Annotated in this window: 25 protein-coding genes; 14 read left to right on the top strand and 11 right to left on the bottom strand. The window is 63.4% G+C overall.

Annotated elements, in window-relative coordinates:
* Positions 1-73 precede the first annotated feature (73 nt).
* The gene (locus H3221_RS22980; RefSeq protein WP_196476223.1) at positions 74-2,953 is read left to right on the top strand and encodes an EAL domain-containing protein; all 2,880 of its coding nucleotides are present in this window, start codon (positions 74-76) and stop codon (positions 2,951-2,953) included.
* On the opposite strand, the gene H3221_RS22975 is transcribed toward H3221_RS22980, so the two are convergent.
* From H3221_RS22975 to rpmB, 3 genes are all read right to left on the bottom strand, one after another.
* Positions 2,941-4,155, bottom strand: coding sequence for an HDOD domain-containing protein (locus H3221_RS22975; protein WP_196476222.1), 1,215 nt, complete (start codon positions 4,153-4,155; stop codon positions 2,941-2,943). The two genes, H3221_RS22980 and H3221_RS22975, sit on opposite strands and share 13 nt — an antisense overlap.
* A 288-nt stretch (positions 4,156-4,443) precedes the next feature.
* On the bottom strand, positions 4,444-4,599 hold the full coding sequence (rpmG, locus tag H3221_RS22970) for a 50S ribosomal protein L33 (protein WP_003464575.1): 156 nt from the start codon (positions 4,597-4,599) through the stop codon (positions 4,444-4,446).
* Positions 4,600-4,609: 10 nt separating this feature from the next.
* A complete protein-coding gene (gene rpmB, locus H3221_RS22965; protein ID WP_003242523.1) occupies positions 4,610-4,846 on the bottom strand; it encodes a 50S ribosomal protein L28 in 237 nt (78 codons plus the stop codon).
* Positions 4,847-5,191: 345 nt separating this feature from the next.
* Here rpmB and H3221_RS22960 point away from each other — a divergent pair, with 345 nt between their 5' ends.
* Positions 5,192-6,769 (top strand): ABC transporter substrate-binding protein, encoded by a 1,578-nt coding sequence (locus tag H3221_RS22960; RefSeq protein ID WP_196476221.1) that lies wholly within the window; start codon positions 5,192-5,194, stop codon positions 6,767-6,769.
* 124 nt (positions 6,770-6,893) lie between these two features.
* On the opposite strand, the gene radC is transcribed toward H3221_RS22960, so the two are convergent.
* Complete coding sequence (gene radC / locus H3221_RS22955; protein WP_196476220.1) at positions 6,894-7,568, bottom strand: RadC family protein; 675 nt, start codon at positions 7,566-7,568, stop codon at positions 6,894-6,896.
* A gap of 139 nt (positions 7,569-7,707) precedes the next feature.
* Here radC and coaBC point away from each other — a divergent pair, with 139 nt between their 5' ends.
* The 5 genes from coaBC to H3221_RS22930 all read left to right on the top strand — a co-directional run bounded on the left by coaBC (position 7,708) and on the right by H3221_RS22930 (position 13,758).
* Entirely contained in the window at positions 7,708-8,916 is a 1,209-nt protein-coding gene (gene coaBC, locus H3221_RS22950) for a bifunctional phosphopantothenoylcysteine decarboxylase/phosphopantothenate--cysteine ligase CoaBC (protein WP_196476219.1), read from the top strand.
* A 2-nt stretch (positions 8,917-8,918) separates the two neighbouring features.
* Positions 8,919-9,374, top strand: a complete 456-nt coding sequence (dut, locus tag H3221_RS22945) for a dUTP diphosphatase (protein ID WP_074682220.1) — start codon at positions 8,919-8,921, stop codon at positions 9,372-9,374.
* 1,236 nt (positions 9,375-10,610) lie between these two features.
* Positions 10,611-12,005: a phosphomannomutase/phosphoglucomutase gene (gene algC, locus H3221_RS22940; RefSeq protein ID WP_196476283.1), complete on the top strand. Its 1,395-nt coding sequence runs from the start codon at positions 10,611-10,613 to the stop codon at positions 12,003-12,005.
* A gap of 24 nt (positions 12,006-12,029) precedes the next feature.
* Positions 12,030-12,935: an acetylglutamate kinase gene (gene argB, locus H3221_RS22935; RefSeq protein WP_017676059.1), complete on the top strand. Its 906-nt coding sequence runs from the start codon at positions 12,030-12,032 to the stop codon at positions 12,933-12,935.
* Positions 12,936-13,311: 376 nt separating this feature from the next.
* Complete coding sequence (locus H3221_RS22930) at positions 13,312-13,758, top strand: acyl-CoA thioesterase (RefSeq protein ID WP_196476218.1); 447 nt, start codon at positions 13,312-13,314, stop codon at positions 13,756-13,758.
* 11 nt (positions 13,759-13,769) lie between these two features.
* On the opposite strand, the gene H3221_RS22925 is transcribed toward H3221_RS22930, so the two are convergent.
* Both H3221_RS22925 and pyrE read right to left on the bottom strand, forming a co-directional pair.
* Positions 13,770-14,372, bottom strand: a complete 603-nt coding sequence (locus H3221_RS22925) for a DUF4124 domain-containing protein (RefSeq protein WP_160018791.1) — start codon at positions 14,370-14,372, stop codon at positions 13,770-13,772.
* 20 nt (positions 14,373-14,392) lie between these two features.
* Positions 14,393-15,034 carry an orotate phosphoribosyltransferase gene (gene pyrE, locus H3221_RS22920; RefSeq protein WP_013717752.1) on the bottom strand — a complete coding sequence of 214 codons (642 nt, stop codon included), beginning with the start codon at positions 15,032-15,034 and terminating at the stop codon, positions 14,393-14,395.
* Between the two features lie 80 nt (positions 15,035-15,114).
* Between pyrE and H3221_RS22915 the strand changes: the two genes are divergently transcribed.
* Positions 15,115-15,894 carry an exodeoxyribonuclease III gene (locus tag H3221_RS22915; RefSeq protein ID WP_196476217.1) on the top strand — a complete coding sequence of 260 codons (780 nt, stop codon included), beginning with the start codon at positions 15,115-15,117 and terminating at the stop codon, positions 15,892-15,894.
* A gap of 53 nt (positions 15,895-15,947) precedes the next feature.
* Here H3221_RS22915 and H3221_RS22910 read toward each other — a convergent pair whose 3' ends face one another.
* Positions 15,948-16,319 (bottom strand): DUF4870 domain-containing protein, encoded by a 372-nt coding sequence (locus tag H3221_RS22910; RefSeq protein ID WP_196476216.1) that lies wholly within the window; start codon positions 16,317-16,319, stop codon positions 15,948-15,950.
* A 27-nt stretch (positions 16,320-16,346) separates the two neighbouring features.
* Positions 16,347-17,066, bottom strand: coding sequence for a ribonuclease PH (gene rph / locus H3221_RS22905; protein ID WP_192985516.1), 720 nt, complete (start codon positions 17,064-17,066; stop codon positions 16,347-16,349).
* 175 nt (positions 17,067-17,241) lie between these two features.
* On the opposite strand from rph, the gene H3221_RS22900 reads away from it, so the two are divergent.
* The 6 genes from H3221_RS22900 (at position 17,242) to H3221_RS22875 (ending at position 22,746) form a co-directional block, all read left to right on the top strand.
* Entirely contained in the window at positions 17,242-18,105 is an 864-nt protein-coding gene (locus tag H3221_RS22900) for a YicC/YloC family endoribonuclease (RefSeq protein ID WP_196476215.1), read from the top strand.
* Positions 18,106-18,310: 205 nt separating this feature from the next.
* Positions 18,311-18,928, top strand: coding sequence for a guanylate kinase (gene gmk / locus H3221_RS22895; RefSeq protein ID WP_196476214.1), 618 nt, complete (start codon positions 18,311-18,313; stop codon positions 18,926-18,928).
* Positions 18,929-19,071: 143 nt separating this feature from the next.
* On the top strand, positions 19,072-19,335 hold the full coding sequence (rpoZ, locus tag H3221_RS22890; RefSeq protein ID WP_196476213.1) for a DNA-directed RNA polymerase subunit omega: 264 nt from the start codon (positions 19,072-19,074) through the stop codon (positions 19,333-19,335).
* 63 nt (positions 19,336-19,398) lie between these two features.
* Positions 19,399-21,510, top strand: a complete 2,112-nt coding sequence (spoT, locus tag H3221_RS22885; protein WP_196476212.1) for a bifunctional GTP diphosphokinase/guanosine-3',5'-bis pyrophosphate 3'-pyrophosphohydrolase — start codon at positions 19,399-19,401, stop codon at positions 21,508-21,510.
* A 68-nt stretch (positions 21,511-21,578) separates the two neighbouring features.
* Positions 21,579-21,959 (top strand): RidA family protein, encoded by a 381-nt coding sequence (locus H3221_RS22880; RefSeq protein WP_003464610.1) that lies wholly within the window; start codon positions 21,579-21,581, stop codon positions 21,957-21,959.
* Between the two features lie 55 nt (positions 21,960-22,014).
* Positions 22,015-22,746: a hypothetical protein gene (locus H3221_RS22875; RefSeq protein ID WP_196476211.1), complete on the top strand. Its 732-nt coding sequence runs from the start codon at positions 22,015-22,017 to the stop codon at positions 22,744-22,746.
* A gap of 50 nt (positions 22,747-22,796) precedes the next feature.
* Here H3221_RS22875 and H3221_RS22870 read toward each other — a convergent pair whose 3' ends face one another.
* From H3221_RS22870 to H3221_RS22860, 3 genes are all read right to left on the bottom strand, one after another.
* Positions 22,797-23,420, bottom strand: coding sequence for a LysE family translocator (locus tag H3221_RS22870; protein WP_196476210.1), 624 nt, complete (start codon positions 23,418-23,420; stop codon positions 22,797-22,799).
* 150 nt (positions 23,421-23,570) lie between these two features.
* The gene (locus H3221_RS22865; protein WP_196476282.1) at positions 23,571-24,371 is read right to left on the bottom strand and encodes an AraC family transcriptional regulator; all 801 of its coding nucleotides are present in this window, start codon (positions 24,369-24,371) and stop codon (positions 23,571-23,573) included.
* Between the two features lies 1 nt (position 24,372).
* Complete coding sequence (locus tag H3221_RS22860) at positions 24,373-25,230, bottom strand: NAD-dependent epimerase/dehydratase family protein (RefSeq protein WP_196476209.1); 858 nt, start codon at positions 25,228-25,230, stop codon at positions 24,373-24,375.
* Positions 25,231-25,293: the final 63 nt, after the last annotated feature.

Below are 25,293 nucleotides of genomic sequence, written 5' to 3'. Positions count from 1 at the left end.
GCCTGACCGCTCCTCAGACCCGACAGCGTTCACCAGACTTCGGCGCCCTCGTTGTAGCCATGAGGCGCCCAGGATGCTTCGACCGCTTCACTCACTGATCTTGCTGTTTTGCCTGGCCTACACCGCACCGACCTGGGCGGCCAGTGCGTTGCCGCTACTCACGCTGAGCGCAGGCGATCTGGCAGCGCCGGTGAGCATCGAGCACAGCCTGCTGCTGGAAGACCCCAGCGGCCAGCTGAGCGCAAGCGAGGTGCTACAACGCATCGTGCAAGAGGGCCGCCAGGTTCAGGGCACCGCCCGCATCGGCTATACGCGCAGTGCCTGGTGGCTCGCCGTGCAACTGCAGACACCGCCAGCCGAACGTCTGCAACTGATCATCGGCCAGACCTTCCTCGATGATCTGGAGGTCTGGCTGTTCGATGGCGAGCAGTCGCTCGGCCCGCTGTACAGCGGCGCAACCCGCCCATTCGCCGAGCGTGGCGAGCCCTATCCACAGTTTCTACTCAACCTGCCGCGCCTGGGCGAAGGTCCGCACAGTTTGCTGCTTCGCGTGCAGAGTCATTCGGCGATCAACCTGCCATTGCAAGTGGTCGGCGCCGAGCAGGGCCAACAACTGATTGCCCACAACTGGCTGCAAAGCGGCCTGCTGATCGGCGCCCTGCTCTCCCTGGCGCTCTTCTATCTGGTCAAGTACAGCACCCTGCGCGAGGCGCAACTGGCCTACTTCAGCCTCACCTCGCTGTGCGTGGCGCTGTACAACGTCAGCCTGTACAGCGTTGCCGGCCTGCTCTGGCCGCAGTGGACGCTGCTGCCCAGATTACTGGTCAATCTACCCACCGCCGGCATGATGATCTTCAGCTCGCTGTTCATCGCCAGCGCCCTGGGCCTGAAACTCGGACGTCTGCGCTGGTTGCGCGATGCCCTGTTCGCGGCCACCTTGCTGGTCAGCGTCGGCGGCGTTTTCGTCGACCACCCCCACACCTACCAGGTCCTCAACCTGCTGACGCTGGCCACCGGGCTGTATCAGTTGCTGCTGCTCATCCTCGGCGTCTGTCAGCGCCGACCCTATGCTCCCGGGTACATGCTGTGCTGGAGCGCCGCGCTGGTGCTGATGTTGCTGGTGCCGCTGAGCCGCGCCGGGCTGGTTCCGCTGCCCGCCGGCTTCTATGCGCTCTACGCCTACCTGCCGGCATTGAGCATGCTGCTGTTCGGCGCCTTGCTCGACAAGCAGCTGGAACGCGTGCGCCGCGTGCTGCTGAGCAGCCAGGCGCAAGCCATCGATAACCTGGAGCAGTACCAGGCACTGTTTCGCCACAGCGGCGAGGGTATCTTCCGCTGTGACCGCGACGGCAGGCTGCTTGAAGCCAACCCGAGTCTGGCACGCCTGCTCGGCAGCGATAGTCCGGCCGTCCAACTGGTCGGGTTGCCGCTACAGCGACTGCTCGGCGAAACCCAGTGGCGCGAGCTGCTCCGGCAACTCGATACCCAGGCCGGCGCGGTCGCCTGCGAATGCCAGCTGTACGACATGAAACAGCGCCCACTGTGGATCTACCTGTCGCTGCACCTGCGCCCTCAGCGAGACCGCATCGAAGGCATAGTGGTCGACCTCAGCGAGCGCCGCGCTCTCGAGGAGCGCCTGCAACAACTGGCTGCACATGACGCGCTGACCGGCCTGCTCAACCGCCGCGAGCTGGAAAGGCTGCTCTCGGAAACACTGGGCGGTAATGCCAAGCGCCGCTTCAGCCATCTGCTGCACCTGAGCCTGGACCGATTCAAGCAGGTCAACGACCTGTGCGGCCACTCCGCCGGTGACCAGTTGCTCAGGCAACTGGCAACCCAGCTCGCGCACCAGTTGCCGCGCCATGCCGAACTGGCCCGCGTCGGTGGTGACGAGTTCGCCGTGCTGCTGCGCGAGGTCGATGACGAGGCCGCCCTCAAACAGGCCGAGGCCATGCGCCGGGCGGTCGAGCAGTTCGTCTTCACCTGGCAGGGGCGCCCCTTCCGTCTCCACACCAGCATCGGCCTGCTCGCCCTCGGCTCTGGCGTGCGCGACTGGGAGACCGCACTGACCTGGGCCAGCAGCGCCAGCCAGTTGGCCAAGCACCAGGGCCGCAACCGCGTGTGCCAGTTCAACCCGGAAGACGGCGCGCTGCTCGAACATCAACGCCAGCTGCAGTGGATCACCCGCCTGCGCGAAGCCTGCGAACGCGGTCATTTCGAGCTGTTCTACCAACCCGTGCAAGCCCTGCAGAGTGCCACCGCCGGGCTGCACTACGAAGTGCTGCTGCGCTACCGCGACCCGCAGAGCGGTGAATGGATCAGCCCGGCGCAGTTTCTCGATGCAGCGGCGCGCTATGACTTTCTCGGCGCCATCGACCGCTGGGTCGTCCAGCATCTGTGCGCCTGGCTGGCGGCCAACCCACGGCATCTGGCGCAACTGGCTCAGGTCAATGTCAACCTCAGCGCCAACTCTCTGCTCGACTCCGACTTCCACCGTTTGCTGCAGGACGCACTGCAGCAACACGGCCTGCCACCGGGAAAATTTTGCATCGAAGTGACGGAAATGGTCGCCCTGGGTGAGCTGGGCGTCTCCGCCCAATGGATTGAGGGTCTACGCAGCAAGGGGCTGAAAGTCGCCCTGGACGACTTCGGCAGCGGCTTCGCTTCCTACGCTTATTTGCGTCACTTGCCGTTGGATATCCTCAAGATCGACGGCAGCTTCGTCAGCGGCATCGAGAACGATCCGATCAACCAGGCGATGGTCGGCTCGATGCGACAGATTGCCGGGCAATTGGGCCTGCTCACCGTCGCCGAATTCGTCGAGACCCAGGCCAGCCTGGACTGCCTGCGCCGCCTCGGCATCGACTACGCCCAGGGCTACTTCGTTGGCCGCCCGCAGCCCTTGCGGCAACTGGCCGACGACGCGCGTCGCCACGACACTCAGGAAGCCTGATAGAGCGCCACCGGCACGCGCTCGAGCAGCGCCAGATCCAAACGCAACATGCGCACGCAGCGCGCTTCGACCAGACTGACCGGCAGCTCGTTGTTCGGCAGGGCCAGCAACAGGCCGGTAAGATTGAGCACCAGCGCCTCACGCGAGAACACACCGCTGCCCAGGCCGTAGAGTGCTGCGATCAGCTCTCGCAGGCCAAACGGCAATCGCCAGCGGATACGCAGGGCCGAACCGAAGCTCGCCGAGCGGCAAAGCATCGCATCGTCGATCTGCTCATTACTCAGTTCACCACCCGCTTCCTGCCAGTCCTGCAGGCTGCGCAGCAGGGCCAGTTCGCCCAGATTGTGCAGCAGACCGGCGGTGTAACAGAGTTCGGCGTCCAGCTTCAGTTCGAGCGCCAACCAGCGCGCCAGCTCGGCGCTGCGTCGCGCCTGCTGCCAGGTATGTGCAGCCAACTCTGCCAGGCGCGGGTCACGCAACTGCGCATTGCGCTGCAGCGCCAGGCCCAGCACCAGATTCAGCGTGCGCGCCACACCCAGGCGATGCAGCGCCTGCGTCAAGGTATGACACGGCACACCCTGATGCTGCGCGGCGGTGCTGGCGGCGGCAATCAGCAGCGCCGTGATCTGCGGGTCGCTACCGAACACCGCTTCCAGTTCACCCAGGTCCTGCTCGCCGGCCTGCAATCCCTGACTCACGGCACTGCGTACATCGCTGAGCAGCGGCGCGCCCTGCCCCTCTTCGCGTACCGTATCGAGATAATCACGCAGCTCGCTGACCAAAAGCGGTTGTCGCACTGTCACGGCGGCTGCAGGCGCAGGCAACAACGTGCGCAGACGCTGACGCAGACTCTCGGCATTGAAGGGCTTGGCCAGATAGGCACTGGGCGCCAGCGGCCGCGCGGCGCGTACGCTACTGGCATCGAGGCGACCGCTGATGAGCACGAACGGCAGCGCCGGTGTACGCGGGTGACGACGCAACTGGCGCAGCAGCTCCAGGCCGTCGAGCCCGGGCAACTCGCCATCGGCGATCACCAGATCAGGCAAGCGCCGCTTGCAACGCGCCAGTGCCGCCTGGCCGTCGCTGACCTGCAACACACGGGCATTGCCACACACGTCGAGCACCAGATGCTGCAGCAGATTGGACGTCCAGGGGTCCGCCTCGGCAATCAGGACTTCCACATACTGAGCTGAAGCGGTCATGCGACCCTCTGGGTAAATGGCGAACGGCGGATGCCCGAACTTCATCTACTCACCCATAAAAAACTGATGGATGAGTCAGTTCCACGGCAACGGCGCAGTCTAAACCCGGGTGTTATCGGACGTAAGTCGCAGGTGAGCGAATCGCACAAAAAATGGCGCGACCAATAGCCGCGCCAACCGCCCCGCACAAATGAGCGGCTCAGGCGCAAGCCGGAGCTCTGCCAGGAAGCAGGGGCAAAAAAAAGCCCGCCGGTGAGGGCGGGCTTTTTTTGACAGGCAGCCGATCAATTACTTGATCTTGGCTTCCTTGTACATCACGTGCTTGCGTACGACCGGATCGAATTTCTTGATTTCGATCTTGTCGGGGGTGGTGCGCTTGTTCTTGTCGGTGGTGTAGAAGTGGCCGGTACCGGCGCTGGACACCAAACGGATCAGTTCACGCATGACTCTCTCCTTAAACCTTTTCGCCGCGAGCGCGCAGCTCAGCCAGCACTACGTCGATGCCACGCTTGTCGATGACGCGCATGCCTTTGGCGGATACGCGCAGACGCACGAAGCGCTTCTCGGACTCGACCCAGAAGCGATGGTGCTGCAGGTTCGGCAGGAAACGACGACGGGTTTTGTTGTTTGCGTGGGAAATGTTGTTCCCGGTTACCGGACCCTTACCGGTAACTTGACAGACTCTCGACATGCCTCAGCCCTCTAAAACCACATGCCCAACCCGGCATGGGTTGGCCGCTTAAACTCAATGTCATTGGCGCTCGGCGCCGCGTTTCTCGAGGGTCTTACCGGGCGCACTGGATAGCGCAAGAACCGGGCCCCTAGAAAAGAGCGCTGCTTTATACCAGAAAGCCCTGAAGGCAACAAGGAAAACCGCAGGATAAAACCCAACCCCGAGCCAGCAGACCCGCCGGGGGCCGGCCCGTTGGGGCCTGATCAAGATTTGACCGCTCGTCGCCTCGATCAGGTATTCAGCTCATGGCAAATCGACTAGGGTTGCAAGCTTGCCGTCAACGCCAGGAATGAGGACTCCACCATGCGCCTGCTACTCGCCGCTCTGCTATGCACCCCGATCCTGGCCCAGGCCGCCACCCTCAGTGTATGCACCGAGGCCAGCCCCGAAGGTTTCGACGTGGTGCAATACAACTCGCTGACCACCACCAACGCCTCGGCGGACATGCTGATGAACCGCCTGGTGGAATTCGACGCCGAGCAGGGCAAACTGCTGCCAAGCCTGGCGCGCAGTTGGTCGATCTCCGACGACGGCCTGGTGTATGACTTCACTCTGCGCGACGACGTGCAATTTCACCACAGCGCCGACTTCATGCCCAGCCGCACGCTCGATGCCCGAGACGTGCTGTTCAGCTTCCAGCGCATGCTCGACGACCAGCATCCCTGGCACAAGGTCGCCGCCAGTGGCTACCCACATGCCCAGTCGATGCAGTGGCCAAGCCTGATCGCCAAGGTCGAGGCAGCGGATGCCCATAGCGTACGCATCACCCTGAACCGCCGCGATGCCACCTTCCTCGCCACCCTGAGCATGGGCTTCGCCTCGATCTACTCTGCCGAATATGCCGACAAGCTCCTGACTGCCGGCACACCGCAGAAGCTCAACAGCGCGCCCATCGGCAGCGGACCGTTCGTCTTCGAGCGTTTCCAGAAGGATGCCGTGGTGCGCTACCGCGCCAACCCGGACTATTTTGCCGGCAAGCCCGGCGTGGAGCGGGTGATATTCGCCATCACGCCGGACAGCAACGTGCGCCTGCAGAAGCTGCGCCGTGGCGAATGCCAGATCGCCCTGTCGCCGAAACCGCAGGACGTACAGGCCATCGCCGGCGACGCCAAACTGAAAAGCGCGCAGACTGCCGCGTTCATGACCGCCTTCGTCGGTATCAACAGCCAGCACCCACCACTGGACAAACCGCAGGTGCGCCAGGCGATCAACCTGGCGTTCGACAAGGCCAGCTACGTCAAGGCCGTGTTCGAAGGCAGCGCCGAGCCCGCCAGCGGCCCCTATCCACCGAACACCTGGAGCTATGCCAGCGAACTGCCCGGCTACGCGCACAAACCGGAAAAAGCCCGCGCCCTGTTGGCCGAAGCGGGCCTGGCTGACGGTTTCAAAACCACCATCTGGACACGCCCCAGCGGCAGCCTGCTCAACCCCAACCCGAGCCTCGGCGCGCAGTTGTTGCAGGCGGATCTGGCCAAGGTCGGCATCGCTGCTGAAATTCGCGTGATCGAATGGGGCGAGCTGATCCGCCGCGCCAAGGCCGGCGAGCACGACCTGCTGTTCATGGGCTGGGCCGGCGACAACGGCGACCCGGACAACTTCCTCACCCCGCAATTCGCCTGCGCCTCGGTGCAGTCCGGGCTGAACTTCGCCCGCTACTGCGACGAAACGCTGGACAAGCTGATCGCGGACGGCAAGGCCCGCAGCAACCAGGATGAGCGCAGCCGCCTCTATCACCAGGCGCAGGCGATCATTCAGGAACAGGCGCTGTGGCTGCCGCTGGCCCACCCCACTGCCTTCGCCCTGCTCAGCGCCAAGGTGCAGGGCTACAAGGTCAGTCCGTTCGGCCGGCAGAATTTCGCTTCGGTGCAGGTGGCACCATGAGACATCGCCCTGACGGGCTGAAGCCCACCCTGCACGCTGTAGGAGCGCCGCCCCTACATCCAGGCACGTAGGGCGGGTGCAACCCGCCGCTATCGATGCAGCGGGTTGCACCCAGCAAGTCCCGCTACATCCAGCCGAGCTCGGCCATCGACAGCGGCTCACCATCACCGATGATGAAGTGATCGAGCACGCGCACCTCGACCAGCGCCAGGGCATCCTTGAGACGCTGGGTCAGCACGCGGTCGGCCTGGCTGGGCTCCGCTACACCCGATGGGTGGTTGTGGGTGAGGATGACGGCTGCAGCGTTGTTGGCCAGAGCGCGTTTGACCACCTGCCTGGGATAAACGCTGGCGCTGTCGATGCCGCCGCGAAACAGCACCTCGAACGCCAGCACGCGGTGCTTGGCATCGAGAAACAGGCAGCCGAATACCTCATGCGGTTCGTGGCGCAGCTGCGCCTTGAGGTAGTCACGCACCGCCTGCGGGCTTTCCAGCGCCGAATCGCGGCGCAGGCGCTCGGCCAGGTGGCGCCGCGACATCTCCAGCACCGCCTGCAGTTGGGCGTACTTGGCCGGCCCCAGGCCGAGGTGCTGGCTGAAGCCAGCCAGATCGGCTTCCAGAAGGACTCTCAGACCGCCGAACTCGCTCAGCAGATAACGCGCCAGGTCCACCGCACTCTTGCCGGTCACCCCAGTACGCAGAAAGATTGCCAACAGTTCGGCGTCAGTCAGCGATGCCGCGCCCTGCTCCAGCAATTTCTCCCGCGGACGCTCTGCCGCGGGCCAGTCACGAATGCTCATGTACACCTCCCTGTCGAGCCAGGCGCCCGCTGTTCCGCTGCGGGCGCTGTGCTATCGTAGCCCATCTTTTTACACGGGGCCGGCCTGGGGAGGCGTTGGTCACGTGGCGCACATCCACCGGTTTATAAAAGGCAGGCCTATGCAGCGGCTGTATCGCAAACGCATCATCGTCGGCGTGGGGGGCGGTATTGCTGCCTACAAGAGCGCCGAACTGGTTCGCCGACTCAAGGATCAGGGCGCCGAAGTCCGCGTGGTGATGACCCAGGGCGGACGCGAGTTCATCACCCCGTTGACCCTGCAGGCCCTTTCCGGCCACCCCGTGCACCTCGACCTGCTCGACCCGGCCGCCGAAGCGGCGATGGGCCACATAGAGCTGGCGCGCTGGGCCGATCTGATCCTCATCGCCCCGGCCACCGCCGACCTCGTCGCGCGCCTCGCTCAGGGCGTGGCCAACGACCTGCTCACCACCCTGGTGCTGGCCACCGACGCGCCGATTGCCCTGGCTCCGGCGATGAACCAGGCCATGTGGCGCGACGCCGCCACCCAGGCCAACCTCGAACGGCTGCAAAGTCGCGGCATGCGCCTGTTCGGCCCGGCATCCGGCAGCCAGGCCTGTGGCGATGTCGGCCTCGGTCGCATGCTCGAAGCCAATGATCTGGCCCAACTGGCCGCAGACTGCTTCCAGCGCCAGGCGCTGGACGGCCTGCACATCCTGATTACCGCCGGCCCCACCCAGGAAAACATCGATCCGGTGCGTTACATCACCAACCACAGCTCCGGCAAGATGGGCTTCGCCCTGGCCGAGGCCGCTGCCGAAGCTGGCGCGCGAGTGACGCTGGTCAGCGGCCCGGTGCACCTGCCGACGCCGGACCGGGTCAGCCGCATCGACGTGGTCAGCGCCCGCGACATGCTCGCTGCTTGCGAAGCCGCCATGCCCTGTGACGTGCTGATTGCCGCCGCCGCCGTGGCCGACTACCGCCCGGAAGTGGTCGCCCAGCACAAATTGAAGAAAGACCCCACCAGCGGCGAAGGGATGCTCCTGCAAATGGTGCGCAACCCGGATATCCTCGCCACCATCGCCGGCCGCGAGGATCGCCCGTTCAGCGTGGGCTTCGCCGCCGAGACCGAGAACCTGCTCGAATACGCCTCGCGCAAGCTGCGCGACAAGAATCTCGACCTGATCGTCGCCAATGATGTGGCCAACCCCAGCATCGGCTTCAATAGTGAAGAGAACGCCATCACCGTGATCGACCGTGGGCTGCAGCAAACCAGCTTCGCCCAGACCAGCAAGGGCAAGATCGCCCGCCAATTGATCACCCTTATCGCCGAACGACTGAACAAGAACTGACCATGCACGCTCTGCAAGCCAAGATCCTCGACCCCCGCCTCGGCCAGGAATTTCCGCTGCCGCAATACGCCACACCCGGCTCCGCCGGCCTCGACCTGCGCGCCATGCTCAAGGAGGAGATCGTCCTCGAGCCAGGCCAGACCGTGCTGATTCCGACGGGGTTGTCGATCTACATCGGCGACCCTGGCCTGGCCGCGATGATCCTGCCGCGCTCGGGCCTCGGCCACAAACACGGCATCGTCCTCGGCAACCTGGTCGGCCTGATCGACTCGGATTACCAGGGCGAACTGATGGTCTCGTGCTGGAACCGTGGCCAGACGCCTTTCACCATCGCCATCGGCGAACGTATCGCCCAGTTGGTGCTGGTACCGGTGGTGCAGGCCCACTTCGAGTTGGTCGAGCAGTTCGACGAGACTCAACGTGGCGCCGGCGGCTTCGGCCACTCCGGTAGCCACTGATTCATCCCCCCATAGGACGACCCGCCGAGGAGCACCCACGTGAAACTCTTCAAGCGTAATGCCAAGGACGCCAACACGGCTGCCAGCCTGGCGCCGAGCAAGCCCAAGGGCAAGGCGGCGAACACCTCACTGAGCGCACTGCTACCGGGCCTTCTGGCCGCACTGATCGGCGGGGCCGCAGGCGCCGCGCTGCTGTGGTTTGCCGATAACAGCAGCAGCCAGGCGCGCCAGGCAGAGCTGGTGCAGGCCATGGGCAGTAGCCAGGCCTCTGCCGTGCAGCAGGTGCTCAAGCAATTACAGGCCGACAGCCTCGCCGCAGCACGCAACCCGGAGCTGTTGCAAGCACTGCAAAGCGGCGACAATCTGCGGGTCAATGAAGTCGAACGGCGCCTGGGCTACTGGGATGGCGTGATCGATGCCCATCTCAATCGCCGCGGCGAAGCGGTACAGAACACGTCCCGCACCGCGCCGATGAACTTCGCCGGCCTGGATATGCTGCGCCGCACTGAAAGCGGTCAGCAACCCGCTATCGAAGCCTATCGCGTGGGTGAGCGCTGGCTGGCATACAGCGCCGTGGCACTGCGCCTGAATGAGAACCAGCCGGCACAGGGTACGCTGCTGCTGGCCTTCGATCTGCAGCGACTGCTCGCAGCCGTGCCGGCGCTACCGCCAGAGTATGGTCAGGTGCAGCTGGTGCAGCAGTTCGCCAACACGCCGCCGCAGATTCTGCTACAGCGCGGTCAGGCAGGCGATGCAGCCGCTGCGCAGACCTTCGCCACCGGCAACCCCTACTGGAAGATCAGCTTCACCCCCGGCCCCGACCTGGCTCAAGGCAGCATTTCTCCCGCAATGCTCGGCCTCGCGTTCCTGCTTGCATTGGGCGGCGCACTGATCGGCATGATCCTGGTGCAGGGCGCGCTGCAGCGGCGCGTCAATCTCGACGCCCAGCAACTCGGGCAAATGCTCAAAGAACTCTCCGCCGGTAAGAACGTCAAAGCCTTCAGCCTCAGCATGCCGGTTCTCGATGCACTGGCCCAAAGCCTGGCGCGATTGCCGCGCCGCAGTGGCCCTGAAGGCAGCAGTACCCCCGTTAAAGGAACAGCTGCGGCACCCGCCGCTCAGCCGGCAACCAAGCCCGCCGAGCTGGTCGACCCGCTGTTTCAGGACACCGATATCCTCGATATCGACATTCTCGATGAAGACCAGGATCTCCTGGGACTGGAGCAGAACCCCGCAATGAGCACTCGCCAAAGCGCCCCTAAACTTCCCGCCGACATTTTCCGCGCCTACGACATCCGTGGGGTGGTGGGCGACACCCTGACCGCCGAATACGCCTACTGGATTGGCCGCGCCATCGGCTCGCAGAGCCTGTCCCAGGGCGAGCCCAAGGTCATCGTTGGCCGCGACGGCCGCCTCTCCGGCCCGGAACTGTTGCAACAACTGGTACAGGGCCTGCTCGACTGCGGTTGCGAAGTCACTGACGTCGGCATGGTGCCGACCCCGGTGGTGTACTTCGCCGCCAACGTGCTGGAAGGCCGCTCGGCCGTGATGCTCACCGGCAGCCACAACCCGCCGGATTACAACGGTTTCAAGATCATCATCGCGGGCGACACCCTGGCCAACGAGCAGATCCTCGCGCTGAAGACCCGCCTGGACAACAACGACCTGGCCAGCGGCGTCGGCAGCGTGCAGCAGGTCGACGTCCTGCAACGCTACTTCAAGACCATCCGTGACGACATCGCCATGGCCAAGCCGCTGCGCGTGGTGGTCGACTGCGGTAACGGCGCCGCCGGCGTGATCGCCCCGCAACTGATCGAAGCCCTGGGCTGCAGCGTGATTCCGCTGTTCTGCGAAGTGGACGGCACCTTCCCCAACCACCACCCGGACCCGGGCAAACCGGAGAACCTGGTGGATCTGATCGCCCGCGTCAAAGCGGAAAACGCCGACCTGGGCCTGGCCTTCGACGGTGACGGAGACCGTGTCGGCGTGGTGACCAACACCGGCAATATCGTTTACCCGGATCGCCTACTGATGCTGTTTGCCAAGGACGTGGTCTCGCGCAACCCCGGCGCCGACATCATCTTCGACGTCAAATGCACTCGTCGCCTGACCCCGCTGATCAGCGGCTACGGCGGTCGCCCGGTGATGTGGAAGACCGGCCACTCGCTGATCAAGAAGAAAATGAAGGAAACCGGTGCCCTGCTGGCCGGCGAGATGAGCGGTCACATCTTCTTCAAGGAGCGCTGGTACGGTTTCGATGACGGCATCTACAGTGCTGCCCGTCTGCTGGAAATCCTCAGCCTCGAAAAACGCAACGCCGAGCAGGTGTTCAGCGCCTTCCCCAGCGACATTTCAACGCCGGAAATCAACATCAAGGTCACCGAGCAGACCAAGTTCGGCATGATCGAACGCCTGCAGCGTGAAGGCCAGTGGGGCGAAGCGAACATTACCAGCATCGATGGCGTGCGCGTCGACTATCCCAAGGGTTGGGGTCTGATTCGTGCGTCCAACACCACACCGGTGCTGGTGCTGCGCTTCGAAGCCGACACTCAGGAAGAGCTGGAGCGTATCCAGGATGTGTTCCGTGTTCAGCTGCTAAAGGTCGCCCCCGACCTGCAACTGCCCTTTTGACCGATTTGTTCCAGGAGCCCCTGCATGACCCTCGAGCGTGACGCCGCTGCCCAGGTTGCCAAGGTACTGTCCGAAGCCCTGCCCTATATCCGCCGCTTCGTCGGCAAGACCCTGGTGATCAAGTACGGCGGCAACGCCATGGAAAGCGAGGAGCTCAAGCAGGGCTTCGCCCGCGACATCGTGCTGATGAAGGCCGTCGGCATCAACCCGGTGGTGGTGCACGGTGGCGGCCCGCAAATTGGCGACCTGCTCAAGCGACTGTCCATCGAGAGCCACTTCATCGACGGCATGCGCGTCACCGATACCGCCACCATGGACGTGGTGGAAATGGTGCTCGGCGGCCAGGTCAACAAGAGCATCGTCAACCTGATCAACCAGCATGGCGGCAGCGCTATCGGCCTGACCGGTAAGGATGCAGGCCTGATCCGCGCCAAGAAGCTCACGGTCAGCCGCCAGACGCCAGAGATGACCCAGCCGGAAATCATCGACATCGGCCATGTCGGCGAGGTCACCGGGGTCAACACCGACCTGCTGAACATGCTGGTCAAGGGCGACTTCATCCCGGTCATCGCGCCCATCGGCGTCGGCCCGGGCGGTGAGTCCTACAACATCAACGCCGACCTGGTCGCTGGCAAGGTGGCTGAGGCGCTGAAGGCCGAGAAACTGATGCTGCTGACCAACATCGCCGGCCTGATGAACAAGCAGGGCGAGGTGCTAACCGGCCTCACTACCGAGCAGGTCAACGATCTGATTGCCGACGGCACCATCTACGGCGGCATGCTGCCGAAGATCAAGTGCGCCCTGGAAGCAGTGCAGGGTGGCGTGACCAGTTCGCACATCATCGATGGCCGTGTACCCAATGCAGTGTTGCTGGAAATCTTCACCGACATCGGCAATGGCACCATGATCAGCAACCGCAAACGCCCCTAAACAGTGGCCGCAACGCGGCCTTCTGATGCCCCTCTCCCCCTGGGGCGAAGAGGCGAACTTTTGGAAGCACTGCTTCCTGCGCCGATGAGCGCCTGATCGCTGGCGATCAGGCCGGGGCGCGGAGCGGGGTGCCCGAAGGGCGGGTGAAGGCAAGCGCCCGCCACGCATCCCTCTGATGCCCCTCCCCCATTTGCAGCCGAAGATGCCCGCAACGCGAGCGAAGACAAGGCAAACACAGCGGTGCGCACGGCGCACCCTACGAGATGACGCCGGCCATCGAGCGGCCTTATCGCAAGCCATCCGCACACCGACTCGAACTTGCCGCAGCCCTCCTCAACATGCACGCTCGCCAGGCAACCTTCGTCAAGGAACGCCCATGAGCAGCCTGCCCGAACTCAGCCAGTTCAGCTTCTTCCACGCCTTGCGCGTGCGCTGGGCAGAAGTCGATCCGCAAAGCATCGTCTTCAACGGCCACTACCTGACCTACGCCGACGTCGCCATCACCGAGTACTTCCGTGCGCTGGGCGTCGCCTACCCCGGTGACCTGGCTAGGGACGGCGGCGATTTCTTCGCCATCCGCGCCTTGCTCGAATACCGCGCCCCGGCGCGCTTCGACGATCAGTTGCAGATTGGCGTTCGCAGCGCGCGCCTGGGCCGATCCAGCCTGACCTTCGCACTCGGCATCTGGCGCGACGGCGAACTGCTGACCAGCGGCGAAATCGTCTATGTTCACGCAGACGGCACGACACGCAGCAGCGCGCCGCTGCCGCAGTGGCTCAGGGAAAAGATCGAGCGTTTCGAGAATACTCAGCCACTAGGCTGAATGACTGAGCCCTAAGGCTTTTTCTGCGGCTCGCCAAACAACTCGGCCAGGCGCGCACGGTCAGCGGCAAAACCCGCCTCGGCCTGGGTGCGCGTCTCCTTGTAACGGGCGATATCACGCTGCAGGCGCCGCTGCTCTTCCTTGAGGTTGTTGATCTGCGCCAGCAAATGCTCCGGTACCTGGCGCCCGGCACGCTCATGGTCGGCAGCCTGGCTCTGCAAGTTGGCCTGCTGAGTACGCACCGACTGCAGATTGCCACGCGCGACGCTGGTGACACTGTCGAGTTCGGCCAGCTTGCGCTCACGGGCACGGTCGACATCATCGAGATTGGTGTACAGGCGCAGCAGCTGTGCATCGCTGCTCGCGCGCGCCTTGTCCGCCTGCATGCGGGCGAACTCTTCAGGCGTCGGGGCCGGCGGGATCACACGCAGCACGCGCCCCTGATCATTGAGCACCTCGTAACCTTTGCCGATGAACTCCGGCGGCACCCCCTGGCGACTGAGCACCGTCACACCCTTGTCATCGACGTAGCGATACAGCTCGGCAGCCACACCAGACAGCGGCAGTAGCAGGCTACAGAGCAGCGTACAGCGGGTCAGGAGCGGTGCAGGCATAAGACGACCTTGTGCTAGGGCTAGATTCCGTACTCGGCGCGATAGGCTTCGACGGCCGGCAGATATTGCTTCAGTTCAGCATCCCCTGCCAGATATTCCAATACCTGTTCGAGTGACACGATACTCACTACGGGCATGCCGAAGTCGCGCTCGACCTCCTGAATGGCGGAAAGCTCGCCCTGACCACGCTCCTGGCGGTTCAGCGCGATCAACGTGCCGGCAGCCTGCGCACCCTGGCCCTGGATGATCTGCATCACCTCACGAATCGCGGTGCCGGCGGTGATCACGTCATCGACGATCAGTACACGGCCCTTGAGCGGCGCACCGACCAGAGTGCCGCCCTCGCCGTGATCCTTGGCTTCCTTGCGATTGAAGCACCAGGGCAGATCGCGCTGATGATGCTCGGCCAGCGCCACGGCAGTGGTCGCCGCCAGCGGAATACCCTTGTAGGCCGGGCCGAACAGCACATCGAAGTCGATGCCGCTGTCGACGATGGCAGCCGCGTAGAAACGCCCCAGCTGAGCCAGCGCCAGGCCGCTGTCGAACAGGCCGGCATTGAAGAAATAAGGGCTGGTACGCCCGGACTTGAGGGTGAACTGACCGAAACGCAGAACACCGCGTTCGATGGCAAAGCGAATGAAATCGCGCTGGTACGCTTGCATGAAAAGTCCCGGACGGCACGGATTTAGCTAAATGAGGTGAGCTCGGGTATCATACACGCACGTGTTTTTGGGGGCCATTTATGCGGATCATCAGTGTGAACGTGAATGGTATTCAGGCTGCGGCCGAGCGAGGTCTGCTCAGCTGGCTGCAAGCCCAGAATGCCGACGTGATCTGCCTGCAAGACACCCGTGCCTCCGCCTTTGAAATGGACGACCAAGCCTTCCAACTGGATGGTTATTTCCTCTATGCATGCGACGGTGAAGTGCCCAGCCAAGGTGGCGTGGCGCTCTACTCGCGATTGCAACCCAAGGCGGTGATCAGCGGCCTCGGCTTCGAGATGGCCGATCGCTACGGGCGCTACCTGCAGGCCGATTTCGACAAGGTAAGTATCGCCACCCTGCTCCTGCCAAGCGGGCGGGACGGTGATGAGAGCTTGAATCAGAAATTCAAGTTCATGGACGATTTCACCCACTATCTGGACAAGCAACGCCGCAAGCGTCGCGAGTACATCTACTGCGGCTCGCTGCATGTAGCGCACCAGAAGCTGGATGTGAAGAACTGGCGCGACTGCCAGCAATCCCCCGGCTTCCTGGCGCCCGAGCGTGCCTGGATGGATGAGGTGGTCGGCAATATGGGTTATGTCGACGCCCTGCGCGAAGTCAGCCGCGAAGGTGACCAGTTCAGCTGGTGGCCGGATAACGAGCAGGCCGAGATGCTCAACCTGGGTTATCGCTTCGACTACCAGCTGCTCACTCCGGGCATGCGCCGTAGCGTACGCAGCGCACGCCTGCCACGTCAGCCGCGCTTCTCCCAGCATGCGCCGCTGATCGTCGATTACGACTGGATTCTCAGCACCTGATCGACAGGCACAAAAAAGCCGGCTTATCGCCGGCTTTTTTGTTGCACGCAGGTTTACTTCACCAAACGCCAACTGAAGGGGTAGCGATAGGATTGCCCCTCATTGGCCTTGATGCCCGCGATGATGGTCAGCACCAGCGCGGCCAAGCCCAGCAGCATCAGCAGCGGGAAGCCGATCACCACCACCATCAGGATGAAGCAGACGATGGCGGCCAGCGCCACGCTGATCTGGAAGTTCAGCGCTTCCTTGCCCTGCGCATCGACGAATGGGTCGAAATCCTTCTTGATCTGCCAGACGATCAGCGGGCCAAGCAGATTGCCAAAGGGGAACACCAACCCGAGAAACGCGGCGAAGTGGCAGAACATCGCCCACTGACGCGCTTCCTGACTGGGCGTCGGAACCGGGTTTTGCATATCGTCATTCATGCGGGTGCTCCTTGCTCGGTTGAGGTCTCAGTCGACCAGCGCGGTCTTCTGCAGTTCAAAGATCTCGTTCATGCCCTTCTGCGCCAACGCCAGCATGGCGTTGAATTCTTCAGGCTGGAACGGTGCGCCTTCGGCAGTGCCCTGCACTTCGATGAAGCCACCGGCGTTGGTCATCACCACGTTGAGATCGGTCTCGGCGGCGGAGTCTTCCAGGTAGTCCAGATCCAGCACCGGCTCGCCCTGGTAGATGCCGACCGACACCGCAGCAATCATCTGCTTGAGCGGATCGCCCTTGAGCGCGCCACGCTTCTTCAGCACTTTCAGCGCATCGATCAGCGCCACCATGGCGCCAGTGATCGAAGCGGTACGAGTGCCACCGTCAGCCTGGATCACATCGCAATCGACATACAGGGTGTTCTCGCCCAGCTTGGTCATATCCAGTGCCGCGCGCAGCGAGCGACCGATCAGGCGCTGGATTTCCAGGGTACGGCCACCTTGCTTGCCACGGCTGGCTTCACGCTGGTTACGCTCGCCGGTGGCACGCGGCAGCATACCGTATTCGGCAGTCAGCCAACCCTGGCCCTGACCCTTGAGGAAACGCGGCACGCCCGACTCGACGCTGACGGTGCAGATCACCTTGGTGTCGCCGAACTCCACCAGCACCGATCCCTCGGCGTGCTTGGTGTAGTTGCGGGTGATGCGAATCGAGCGCAACTGATCGGCGGCGCGGCCACTGGGACGTTTCATCGAGCGATACCTACTTCATTAAGTGAAAACAGCACGCATTATAGGGGGCGGTCGAGCAAGGCGACACGCCGAATTGGCGCCAGCAGATGGCAAGTCCGATCGCCTGCACATGAAATGGGTAGGCGCCGTGAGCTACAATCCTGCGTTTTTCGAGCCGACTTCCACGAGGTATCCCATGGTTCACAGCATGACGGCCTTTGCCCGCAATGAGCAGGCAACCGCTCACGGCACACTGAGCTGGGAGCTGCGCTCGGTCAACCACCGCTATCTCGAACCGCACCTGCGCCTGCCGGAAGCCTTCCGCGATCTCGAAGGCTCGGTGCGCGAAGCACTTCGCCAGGGTCTGTCACGCGGCAAGGTGGAATGCACGCTGCGCTTCGCCGAAGAAAGTGCCGGCAAACAATTGCAGGTCGACAGCGAGCGTGCTCGCCAACTGATCGCCGCCGCCGAACAGGTCGCCGGGCTGATTCAGCAACCGGCCCCGCTCAACCCGCTGGAAGTGCTGGCCTGGCCCGGCGTGCTGGTGGCCGACTCGGCCGACCCGCAGGCGCTGAACACTGCAGCTTTGAAGCTGTTCGACCAGGCGCTGGGCGAACTCAAGGCAGGCCGCGCTCGAGAAGGCGCCGAGCTGGCCAAGCTGCTCAACGAGCGCCTCGACAGCATCCTCGACGAAGTCGCCGCCCTGCGCGAACTGGTACCGCAGATGCTTGCCGGGCAGCGCGCCAAGATCGAGACCCGCTTCGCCGAGATGCAGGCCGAGCTCGATCCGCAACGACTGGAGCAGGAGCTGGTACTGCTGGCGCAGAAGAGCGACGTGGCCGAGGAGCTGGATCGCCTCAGCACCCATGTCAGCGAAGTCCGTCGCGTGCTCAAGGCCGGCGGTGCTGCCGGGCGGCGCCTGGACTTCCTCATGCAGGAACTCAATCGAGAAGCCAACACCCTCGGCTCCAAGGCCTTCGATCCGCGCAGCACACAGGCTGCGGTCAATCTGAAGGTGCTAATCGAACAGATGCGCGAGCAAGTACAGAACATCGAGTGAAAACTGCTGCGCTAGGCTATACCGCGTTGAAACGAAGCAAAGCGTAATAACAGCCGAAGGCTGGCCCGAAGGGGAGCGAAGCGTATAAATCAGGTTCGACATGCTCATTTACAGTCGTAAACTCCGCTTTCTCATCTGATTTCGCCTTGTCTAGCAGTTGCTCGCTACGTTTTCACGCCCATCAAGATTTGCTCAGGAAGCTCTAATGGCCACCACCGGCACCCTCTACATCGTTTCCGCTCCCTCCGGCGCCGGCAAGACCAGCCTGGTCAAAGCCCTGATCGACAGCGAGGCGCAGATTCGCGTCTCGGTATCGCATACCACCCGCGCCATGCGCCCGGGTGAGGTGGACGGAGTCAACTACCACTTCGTCGATCACGCGCAGTTCAACACCATGCTCGAACGCAGCGAATTCCTCGAGCATGCCCAGGTTTTCGACAACCTCTACGGCACCTCGCAGAAATGGGTCGAGCAGACCCTGAACGAAGGCTTCGACCTGATTCTGGAGATCGACTGGCAGGGCGCGCAGCAAGTGCGCAAGCTGATGCCGCAGAGCAAATCCATCTTCATCCTGCCGCCGACCCAGGAAGCTTTGCGTCACCGCCTGACCAACCGCGGCCAGGACAGCGGCGAGATTATCGAACGGCGCATGCGCGAGGCCGTCAGCGAGATGAGCCACTACGTCGAATACGACTACCTGGTGATCAACGACGACTTCAATCACGCCCTGAGCGACCTGAAAGCCATCTTCCGCAGCAACCAGTTGTCGCAAACACAGCAGCAGCAGCGCCATGCCGGGCTGCTCGGCGAACTGTTGGCATAACAGCGGCCGCAAGCCACAAGCTGAAAGTAAAAGCAAGGCCGGTTTGGCTCCTGCTTGTAGCTTGAAGCTTGCAGCTGCTTTACAATATCCAGTCCGCTCGCCCGCTCGGGCCAAGCTTATCCGCACACGTTACGAGGAACACCATGGCTCGCGTTACCGTCGAAGATTGCCTGGACAATGTTGATAACCGCTTCGAACTGGTCATGCTCGCGACCAAACGTTCGCGCCAGCTGGCCACCGGCGGCAAAGAGCCGAAAGTGGCTTGGGAAAACGACAAGCCCACCGTAGTGGCCCTGCGCGAGATCGCGGCTGGCCTGGTGGACTATGACGTGATCGCCCAGGAAGACATCGTCGAAGAAGAACCGCTGTTCGCTGCCTTCGAGGAAGAGGCCAACGAGCCTCTGTAAGTCGATGATGCCGGGTCGAAGCTGCGCGGCGTGTAGCCAAATCGGCCATGAGGGGAATACCCCATGGCTGGTATAGACGCTCTCGCCAACCGACTTTCGGCCTACCTCGGCCATGATCAGGTCAACCTGGTTCGCCGAGCCTACTTCTACGCCGAACAGGCGCACGATGGCCAACGCCGCCGCAGTGGCGAAGCCTACGTGACCCATCCGCTGGCCGTGGCCAGCATCCTCGCCGACATGCACATGGATCATCAGAGCCTGATGGCCGCCATGCTGCATGACGTCATCGAAGATACCGGCATCGCCAAGGAAGCGCTCAACGCGCAGTTCGGCGAGACCGTGGCCGAACTGGTCGACGGGGTCAGCAAACTGACCCAGATGAACTTCGAGACCAAGGCTGAGGCGCAGGCCGAGAACTTCCAGAAGATGGCCATGGCCATGGCCCGCGACATCCGCGTGATTCTGGTCAAGCTCGCCGACCGCCTGCACAACATGCGCACCCTCGATGCCATGCCGCACGAGAAGAGCCGGCGCATCGCCAAGGAAACCCTGGAAATCTACGCGCCCATCGCCAACCGGCTGGGCATGCACAACATGCGCGTGGAGTTCGAAGACCTGGGCTTCAAGGCCATGCACCCGATGCGCTCCGAGCGCATCCGCGCCGCTGTGCGCCGCGCCCGGGGCAACCGCAAGGAGATCGTGGCCAAGATCGAGGAATCGATCCAGATGTGCCTGCAGCGCGAAGGCATGGAAGGCGAGGTGATCGGCCGCGAGAAGCACCTCTACAGCATCTACCAGAAGATGCGCGGCAAGCGTAAGGCGTTCAACGAGATCATGGATGTCTACGCCTTCCGCATCATCGTCGACAAGGTCGACACCTGCTACCGCGTGCTCGGCGCCGTGCACAACCTGTACAAGCCGCTGCCCGGCCGCTTCAAGGATTACATCGCGATTCCCAAGGCCAACGGCTATCAGTCGCTGCACACCACGCTGTTCGGCATGCACGGCGTGCCCATCGAGATCCAGATCCGCACCCGCGAGATGGAAGAGATGGCCAACAACGGCATCGCCGCGCACTGGCTGTACAAGTCCAGCGAGGATGAGGCCCCGAAGGGCAACCACGCCCGCGCACGCCAATGGGTCAAGGGCGTGCTGGAACTGCAGCAACGCGCCGGCAATTCGCTGGAATTCATCGAAAGCGTGAAGATCGACCTGTTCCCGGACGAGGTCTACGTGTTCTCGCCCAAGGGTCGCATCATGGAGCTGCCGAAAGGCTCCACCGCGGTTGACTTCGCCTACGCGGTGCACACCGATGTCGGCAACACCTGCATCGCCTGCCGCATCAACCGTCGCCTGGCGCCGTTGTCGCAGGCGCTGGAAAGCGGCTCGACGGTGGAGATCGTCACTGCGCCCGGCGCCCGACCGAATCCGGCCTGGCTCAACTTCGTGGTCACCGGCAAGGCGCGCACGCACATCCGCCACGCCCTCAAGCAGCAGCGCCGCTCCGAATCCATCAGCCTCGGCGAACGCCTGCTGAACAAGGTGCTGGCCAGCTTCGACACGCACCTGGAGAAAATCTCCGCCGAGCGCGTGCAAGCCGTGCTGGGCGAGTACCGCCAGGACGTCATCGAGGATCTGCTCGAAGACATCGGCCTGGGTAACCGCATGGCCTACGTCGTGGCCCGTCGCCTGCTGGCCGAAAGTGGCGACGACACCTTGCCGAACAGCGAAGGCCCACTGGCGATTCGCGGCACCGAAGGCCTGGTGATGAGCTACGCCAAGTGCTGCACGCCAATCCCGGGCGACCCCATCGTCGGTTACCTGTCCGCCGGCAAGGGCATGGTGGTGCACATGGAGAGCTGCCGGAACATCGTCGATATCCGCCATAACCCGGAAAAATGCATCCAACTCAACTGGGCCAAGGACATTACCGGCGAGTTCAACGTCGAACTGCGCGTCGAACTCGAGCACCAGCGCGGCCTGATCGCGCTGCTGGCCGGCAGCGTCAATGCTGCCGATGGCAACATCGAGAAGATCAGCATGGACGAACGCGATGGCCGCATCAGCGTCGTGCAGCTGGTGGTCAGCGTGCATGACCGCGTGCACCTGGCCCGTGTGATCAAGAAACTGCGCGCGCTCAAGGGCGTGATGCGTATCACCCGAGTGCGCGCCTGACACAATTTCCCTATTTCCAGCCTGTAGGCTGGGTGCTCGACCCAGCCAGTTCTCACAAGGAGCGATTCATGAGCAAGACCGTCATCACCAGCGACAAGGCCCCCGCCGCTATCGGCACTTACTCCCAGGCGATCAAGGCCGGCAACACCGTCTACATGTCCGGCCAGATTCCGCTGGACCCGGTGAGCATGGAGCTGGTCGAAGGCTTCGAAGCACAGACCGTGCAGGTGTTCGAGAACCTCAAGGCCGTCGCTGAAGCCGCCGGCGGTTCGTTCAAGGACATCGTCAAGCTGAACATCTTCCTCACCGACCTGTCGCATTTCGCCAAGGTCAACGAGATCATGGGTCGCTACTTCGAACAGCCTTATCCGGCTCGCGCCGCCATCGGCGTTGCTGCTCTGCCGCGCGGCGCGCAGGTGGAAATGGACGCTATCCTGGTCATCGAGTAAGTCGTTCGAGCGGGGCGCCAGGCCCCGCTCGCCCTTCCCCTGCATGGAGATCGCCATGCGTCTACTGCCTCTGCTGCTATGCGGCGCCCTGCTGAGCGGCTGTGCCAGCACCCCGAACAACGACCCGAGTGGTACCTGGATCAACCAGGCAGCCATCGATGCCGCCCGCGAAAGTGGCCGCCTGCGTGAGGCCCTGCTTGCCTATGGGCCCAACCTCGAATGGCAGATCAACCCCGAACGGCAGCAGGCCAGCTACAGCAACGGCTTCGAACTGGCCGAAGGCAGGCTGCAGGGCGCCGGAGAGGGGCGTTGGCAGGTGACCTTCTACGGTGACTACAAGGAACAGCTGGCCGTACAGAATGGCGAGCTGGTGCAGATCGCCAGCGGCTACTGGCCAGAGCAGCACTTCACCCGCGTCACCAGCTCTGGCGAACCCAAGCCGCTGGGCAGCAGCTTCGAACAGGCGCTGTACCGCGACTACCTGGGCGGCGACTGGCTGATCGAAGAGGGTTTGGGCCAAGGTGGCCTGGTGCGCTTCAACAGCGACGGACAGGTGCAGGGCCTGCCCGGCGCCGAACGCTTCGCCCTGTGCCTGGCGGGCGACTGCGCTGCCATGAGCGGCGAACATGACAGTCTCTGGCTGCAGGCTGGCGATCGAGGCAGCCCCTGGCTGTTCGTCCATGAGGGCAATCAGCTGCGCATCTTCGAAGCGCAGAACCGGGCACAGTTCGACGAGATGCCCGAGTACCAGCCTGGCCAACAGCGCTGGCTGCTCAAGCGCCAGTAGCCTTGCCATCCGGGGAAAGGTGGATCGACTCTCCCCGGATTTCATCCGGGTTACCCTGCCAATGCCCCTTGCAGCAGCCACAGGCCCAATAACAGCAGCAACACCCCACAACCGCGATCCAGCCAGCGCACGCGCTGCTGCAACCAGCCGCGCCAGCGCGTCTGATCGAGCAGGCGCACCAGCGCCAGATCCCAGAACAGTATCACCAGGGTCATCCACAGCATTGCGAGGCCCAGCCCCCATGCCGGCATCGCGGACTCGCGCAGTACCCCGAACAGTCCGGCGTAGAACAGCGGCAATTTGGGATTGAAGCTGCTGGCCAGAAGGCCCTGACGTATACCTTTCCACACCCCGCCCCGCGTCAGCTGATCGCCTTGCGGCAGCACGATATCCCGCCGCGAGGCCAGCGCCTGCAGGCCGATCCAGGCAAAATAAAGCCCACCGACGACCTGCAGCCCGCGCCACAGCCAACTGCCATCGGCGGGTAACAACGCCATGACGAACAGCACCAGCAGCATGCTCAGCAGGTTGGCCAGGGCGATGCCGCAGGCACAACCATCGGCCTGCCGCCGGCCCTTCGCCAGCGCAGTACGAATCAACAGAAAGAAGTCCGGCCCCGGCGACAGCAAGGCCGCGAAATGAGTACCGGCAACCAGAAGAAACAACGCGAACATGGGACCTCCGTTTGGCGGAGGCAGTGTCGGCAACCAGCGGTATCGATGTATTGGAAAAAACTCAGTGTCAGTCGCAATGTGCAATTGCTGCCGAGCAAACCGGCGCAGTGATGGGCACAACCATGCAACCTGAAGCTGCGCTCCGCAGAATCACGCCTGCGCCACGGCGCGAAAACGTCCCGGCGTAACGCCGGTAAAACGGCGGAAGACGCCATTGAGATGTGCCTGGTCATAGAAGCCAAGACCCAGCGCAACCTCAGCCAGAGCCTGGCCTTGCAACAGTCTGCGCTTGGCTTCGCGCACCCGGCGCTGCAGCAGATAGGTGTGCGGCGGCACTCCATAGGCACGGCGGAACACGTCGATCAGATGGCGCGGGTGGCGCTGTACCAGAGCGGCCAACTGTTCCAGGCTGACAGCCTCGGCGTAGTGCGTTTCCAGGTAATCGCGCAGGTAAGCGGCCACCCCGCCGTCACGAAAGGTCGGACGGACCTCGCGCAAGCCGCCATGGCGCACGAACACCAGCTCCAACAACGCCAACAGTTCACTCTCCAGCGCCAGCGCATCACCGCGCTCGAACTCGCCAGCCAGCTGCGCGAGGCTTGCCGCGACGCGACCGTCATCATCCGGGTTAAGCATGCTGAAGCCGTTGGGCAGCCGCTTGCGCCCGAGCAGCGCCGGCAGCCGCGATTCCTCGACATAGAGCATGCGATAGACCACGCGCGCGGACTCGGCATGCCCGGTATGTGGCTCCTCGGGGTTCATCAGCGACAGGGTGCCGGCAGGCAGCGCATAGCGCTGACCACGGCATTGGTAGCCACCGACACCCTGCACGATGGCACCGATGGCGAAAGCGTCATGACTGTGACGGCCGAACGCCTGCCCGGAGAAATCGGCGTGAAACAGCTCGACGCCCGGCAACCAGGGCTTGGCCAGCAGGCTGTTGGCGTCCACTTCAGCGCCCGGCGAGAATCGCCGCATAGCCCTCGCGGTAACTGGGATACTGCGGTGACCAGCCCAAGGCACGGGCGCGAGCATTGCTGCAGCGCTTGCTTCCGGCGCGGCGCACGCGCTGCTCGTCGCTCCAGTGGCTTACGCCCAGTTGCTCACGCAGCCAACCTACTACTTCGTGCAACGGTGCTGGCTCATCGTCAACGCCCAGATAGCAGTCGGCCAGGGGCACGCCTGCGGCGTCCGCCTGCAGCAGCGCGGCAAAGAGCCCGGCTGCATCGTCGACATGAATGCGGTTGCCATACAGCGGCGGTGTTTCGCTGACGCGATAACCGCCGCGCACCTGACTCAGCAACCATTCCCGGCCAGGCCCGTAAAGGCCTGTCAGACGCACCGTGGTCGCAGGCACCCCGCTGCCGAGGGCGACGCGTTCGGCCTCGCGCATGATCAGCGCAGAAAAACTCGGGGCTTCGGCAGGAGAGTCCTCGTCGACCCACTCGCCTTCCTGTTGCCCGTACACCCCGCTGCTGGAGGCGAACACGATGCGCCGTGGTCGCTGTCCATGCTGCGCCAGCCAGTTCAGTACGCGACGTAGCCCCTCGACATAGGCAGCGCGGTAGCCGGCCTCGTCATGCTCGGTGGCGGCGGCGCAATACACCAGGTAATCCAGCGGCCCTTGCGGCCAATCCGGCGGGCAAACATCGGCATGCAGATCGCCCGCCAGCGGTTCGATGGCGGCCGGCAGCAAGGCCACGTTGCGGCGCATGCCCATCACGCGCCAGCCCTGTTCGGCCATCCGCAGGCCAAGGCGGGTACCGACGTCTCCACACCCGGCAATCAGCAGGCTGTTGCATCCCGACATGCTTTTCTCCATGACATTTATGCAAAGGCGCAGTTTAGCCCGGTTGGTTCATTCGTATGCAAA

Source organism: Pseudomonas chaetocerotis (assembly GCF_015712105.2).
Taxonomy (GTDB): domain Bacteria; phylum Pseudomonadota; class Gammaproteobacteria; order Pseudomonadales; family Pseudomonadaceae; genus Aquipseudomonas; species Aquipseudomonas chaetocerotis.
The sequence above is the reverse complement of the archived record's forward strand: the minus strand, read 5'-3'. Positions and strand labels throughout refer to the sequence as shown.

Bases quoted from the DNA above. Each gene is read 5' to 3' on its own strand.
- gmk (WP_196476214.1), top strand. From the start codon at position 18,311: ATGGCCACCACCGGCACCCTCTACATCGTTTCCGCTCCCTCCGGCGCC.
- spoT (WP_196476212.1), top strand. From the start codon at position 19,399: ATGGCTGGTATAGACGCTCTCGCCAACCGACTTTCGGCCTACCTCGGC.
- H3221_RS22910 (WP_196476216.1), bottom strand. From the start codon at position 16,319: ATGAATGACGATATGCAAAACCCGGTTCCGACGCCCAGTCAGGAAGCG.
- algC (WP_196476283.1), top strand. From the start codon at position 10,611: ATGAGCACTCGCCAAAGCGCCCCTAAACTTCCCGCCGACATTTTCCGC.
- rpoZ (WP_196476213.1), top strand. From the start codon at position 19,072: ATGGCTCGCGTTACCGTCGAAGATTGCCTGGACAATGTTGATAACCGC.
- H3221_RS22960 (WP_196476221.1), top strand. From the start codon at position 5,192: ATGCGCCTGCTACTCGCCGCTCTGCTATGCACCCCGATCCTGGCCCAG.
- rpmB (WP_003242523.1), bottom strand. From the start codon at position 4,846: ATGTCGAGAGTCTGTCAAGTTACCGGTAAGGGTCCGGTAACCGGGAAC.
- H3221_RS22915 (WP_196476217.1), top strand. From the start codon at position 15,115: ATGCGGATCATCAGTGTGAACGTGAATGGTATTCAGGCTGCGGCCGAG.
- H3221_RS22980 (WP_196476223.1), top strand. From the start codon at position 74: ATGCTTCGACCGCTTCACTCACTGATCTTGCTGTTTTGCCTGGCCTAC.
- rph (WP_192985516.1), bottom strand. From the start codon at position 17,066: ATGAAACGTCCCAGTGGCCGCGCCGCCGATCAGTTGCGCTCGATTCGC.
- H3221_RS22860 (WP_196476209.1), bottom strand. From the start codon at position 25,230: ATGTCGGGATGCAACAGCCTGCTGATTGCCGGGTGTGGAGACGTCGGT.
- dut (WP_074682220.1), top strand. From the start codon at position 8,919: ATGCACGCTCTGCAAGCCAAGATCCTCGACCCCCGCCTCGGCCAGGAA.
- H3221_RS22930 (WP_196476218.1), top strand. From the start codon at position 13,312: ATGAGCAGCCTGCCCGAACTCAGCCAGTTCAGCTTCTTCCACGCCTTG.
- H3221_RS22875 (WP_196476211.1), top strand. From the start codon at position 22,015: ATGCGTCTACTGCCTCTGCTGCTATGCGGCGCCCTGCTGAGCGGCTGT.
- coaBC (WP_196476219.1), top strand. From the start codon at position 7,708: ATGCAGCGGCTGTATCGCAAACGCATCATCGTCGGCGTGGGGGGCGGT.
- H3221_RS22880 (WP_003464610.1), top strand. From the start codon at position 21,579: ATGAGCAAGACCGTCATCACCAGCGACAAGGCCCCCGCCGCTATCGGC.
- radC (WP_196476220.1), bottom strand. From the start codon at position 7,568: ATGAGCATTCGTGACTGGCCCGCGGCAGAGCGTCCGCGGGAGAAATTG.
- pyrE (WP_013717752.1), bottom strand. From the start codon at position 15,034: ATGCAAGCGTACCAGCGCGATTTCATTCGCTTTGCCATCGAACGCGGT.
- rpmG (WP_003464575.1), bottom strand. From the start codon at position 4,599: ATGCGTGAACTGATCCGTTTGGTGTCCAGCGCCGGTACCGGCCACTTC.
- argB (WP_017676059.1), top strand. From the start codon at position 12,030: ATGACCCTCGAGCGTGACGCCGCTGCCCAGGTTGCCAAGGTACTGTCC.
- H3221_RS22975 (WP_196476222.1), bottom strand. From the start codon at position 4,155: ATGACCGCTTCAGCTCAGTATGTGGAAGTCCTGATTGCCGAGGCGGAC.
- H3221_RS22870 (WP_196476210.1), bottom strand. From the start codon at position 23,420: ATGTTCGCGTTGTTTCTTCTGGTTGCCGGTACTCATTTCGCGGCCTTG.
- H3221_RS22925 (WP_160018791.1), bottom strand. From the start codon at position 14,372: ATGCCTGCACCGCTCCTGACCCGCTGTACGCTGCTCTGTAGCCTGCTA.
- H3221_RS22900 (WP_196476215.1), top strand. From the start codon at position 17,242: ATGGTTCACAGCATGACGGCCTTTGCCCGCAATGAGCAGGCAACCGCT.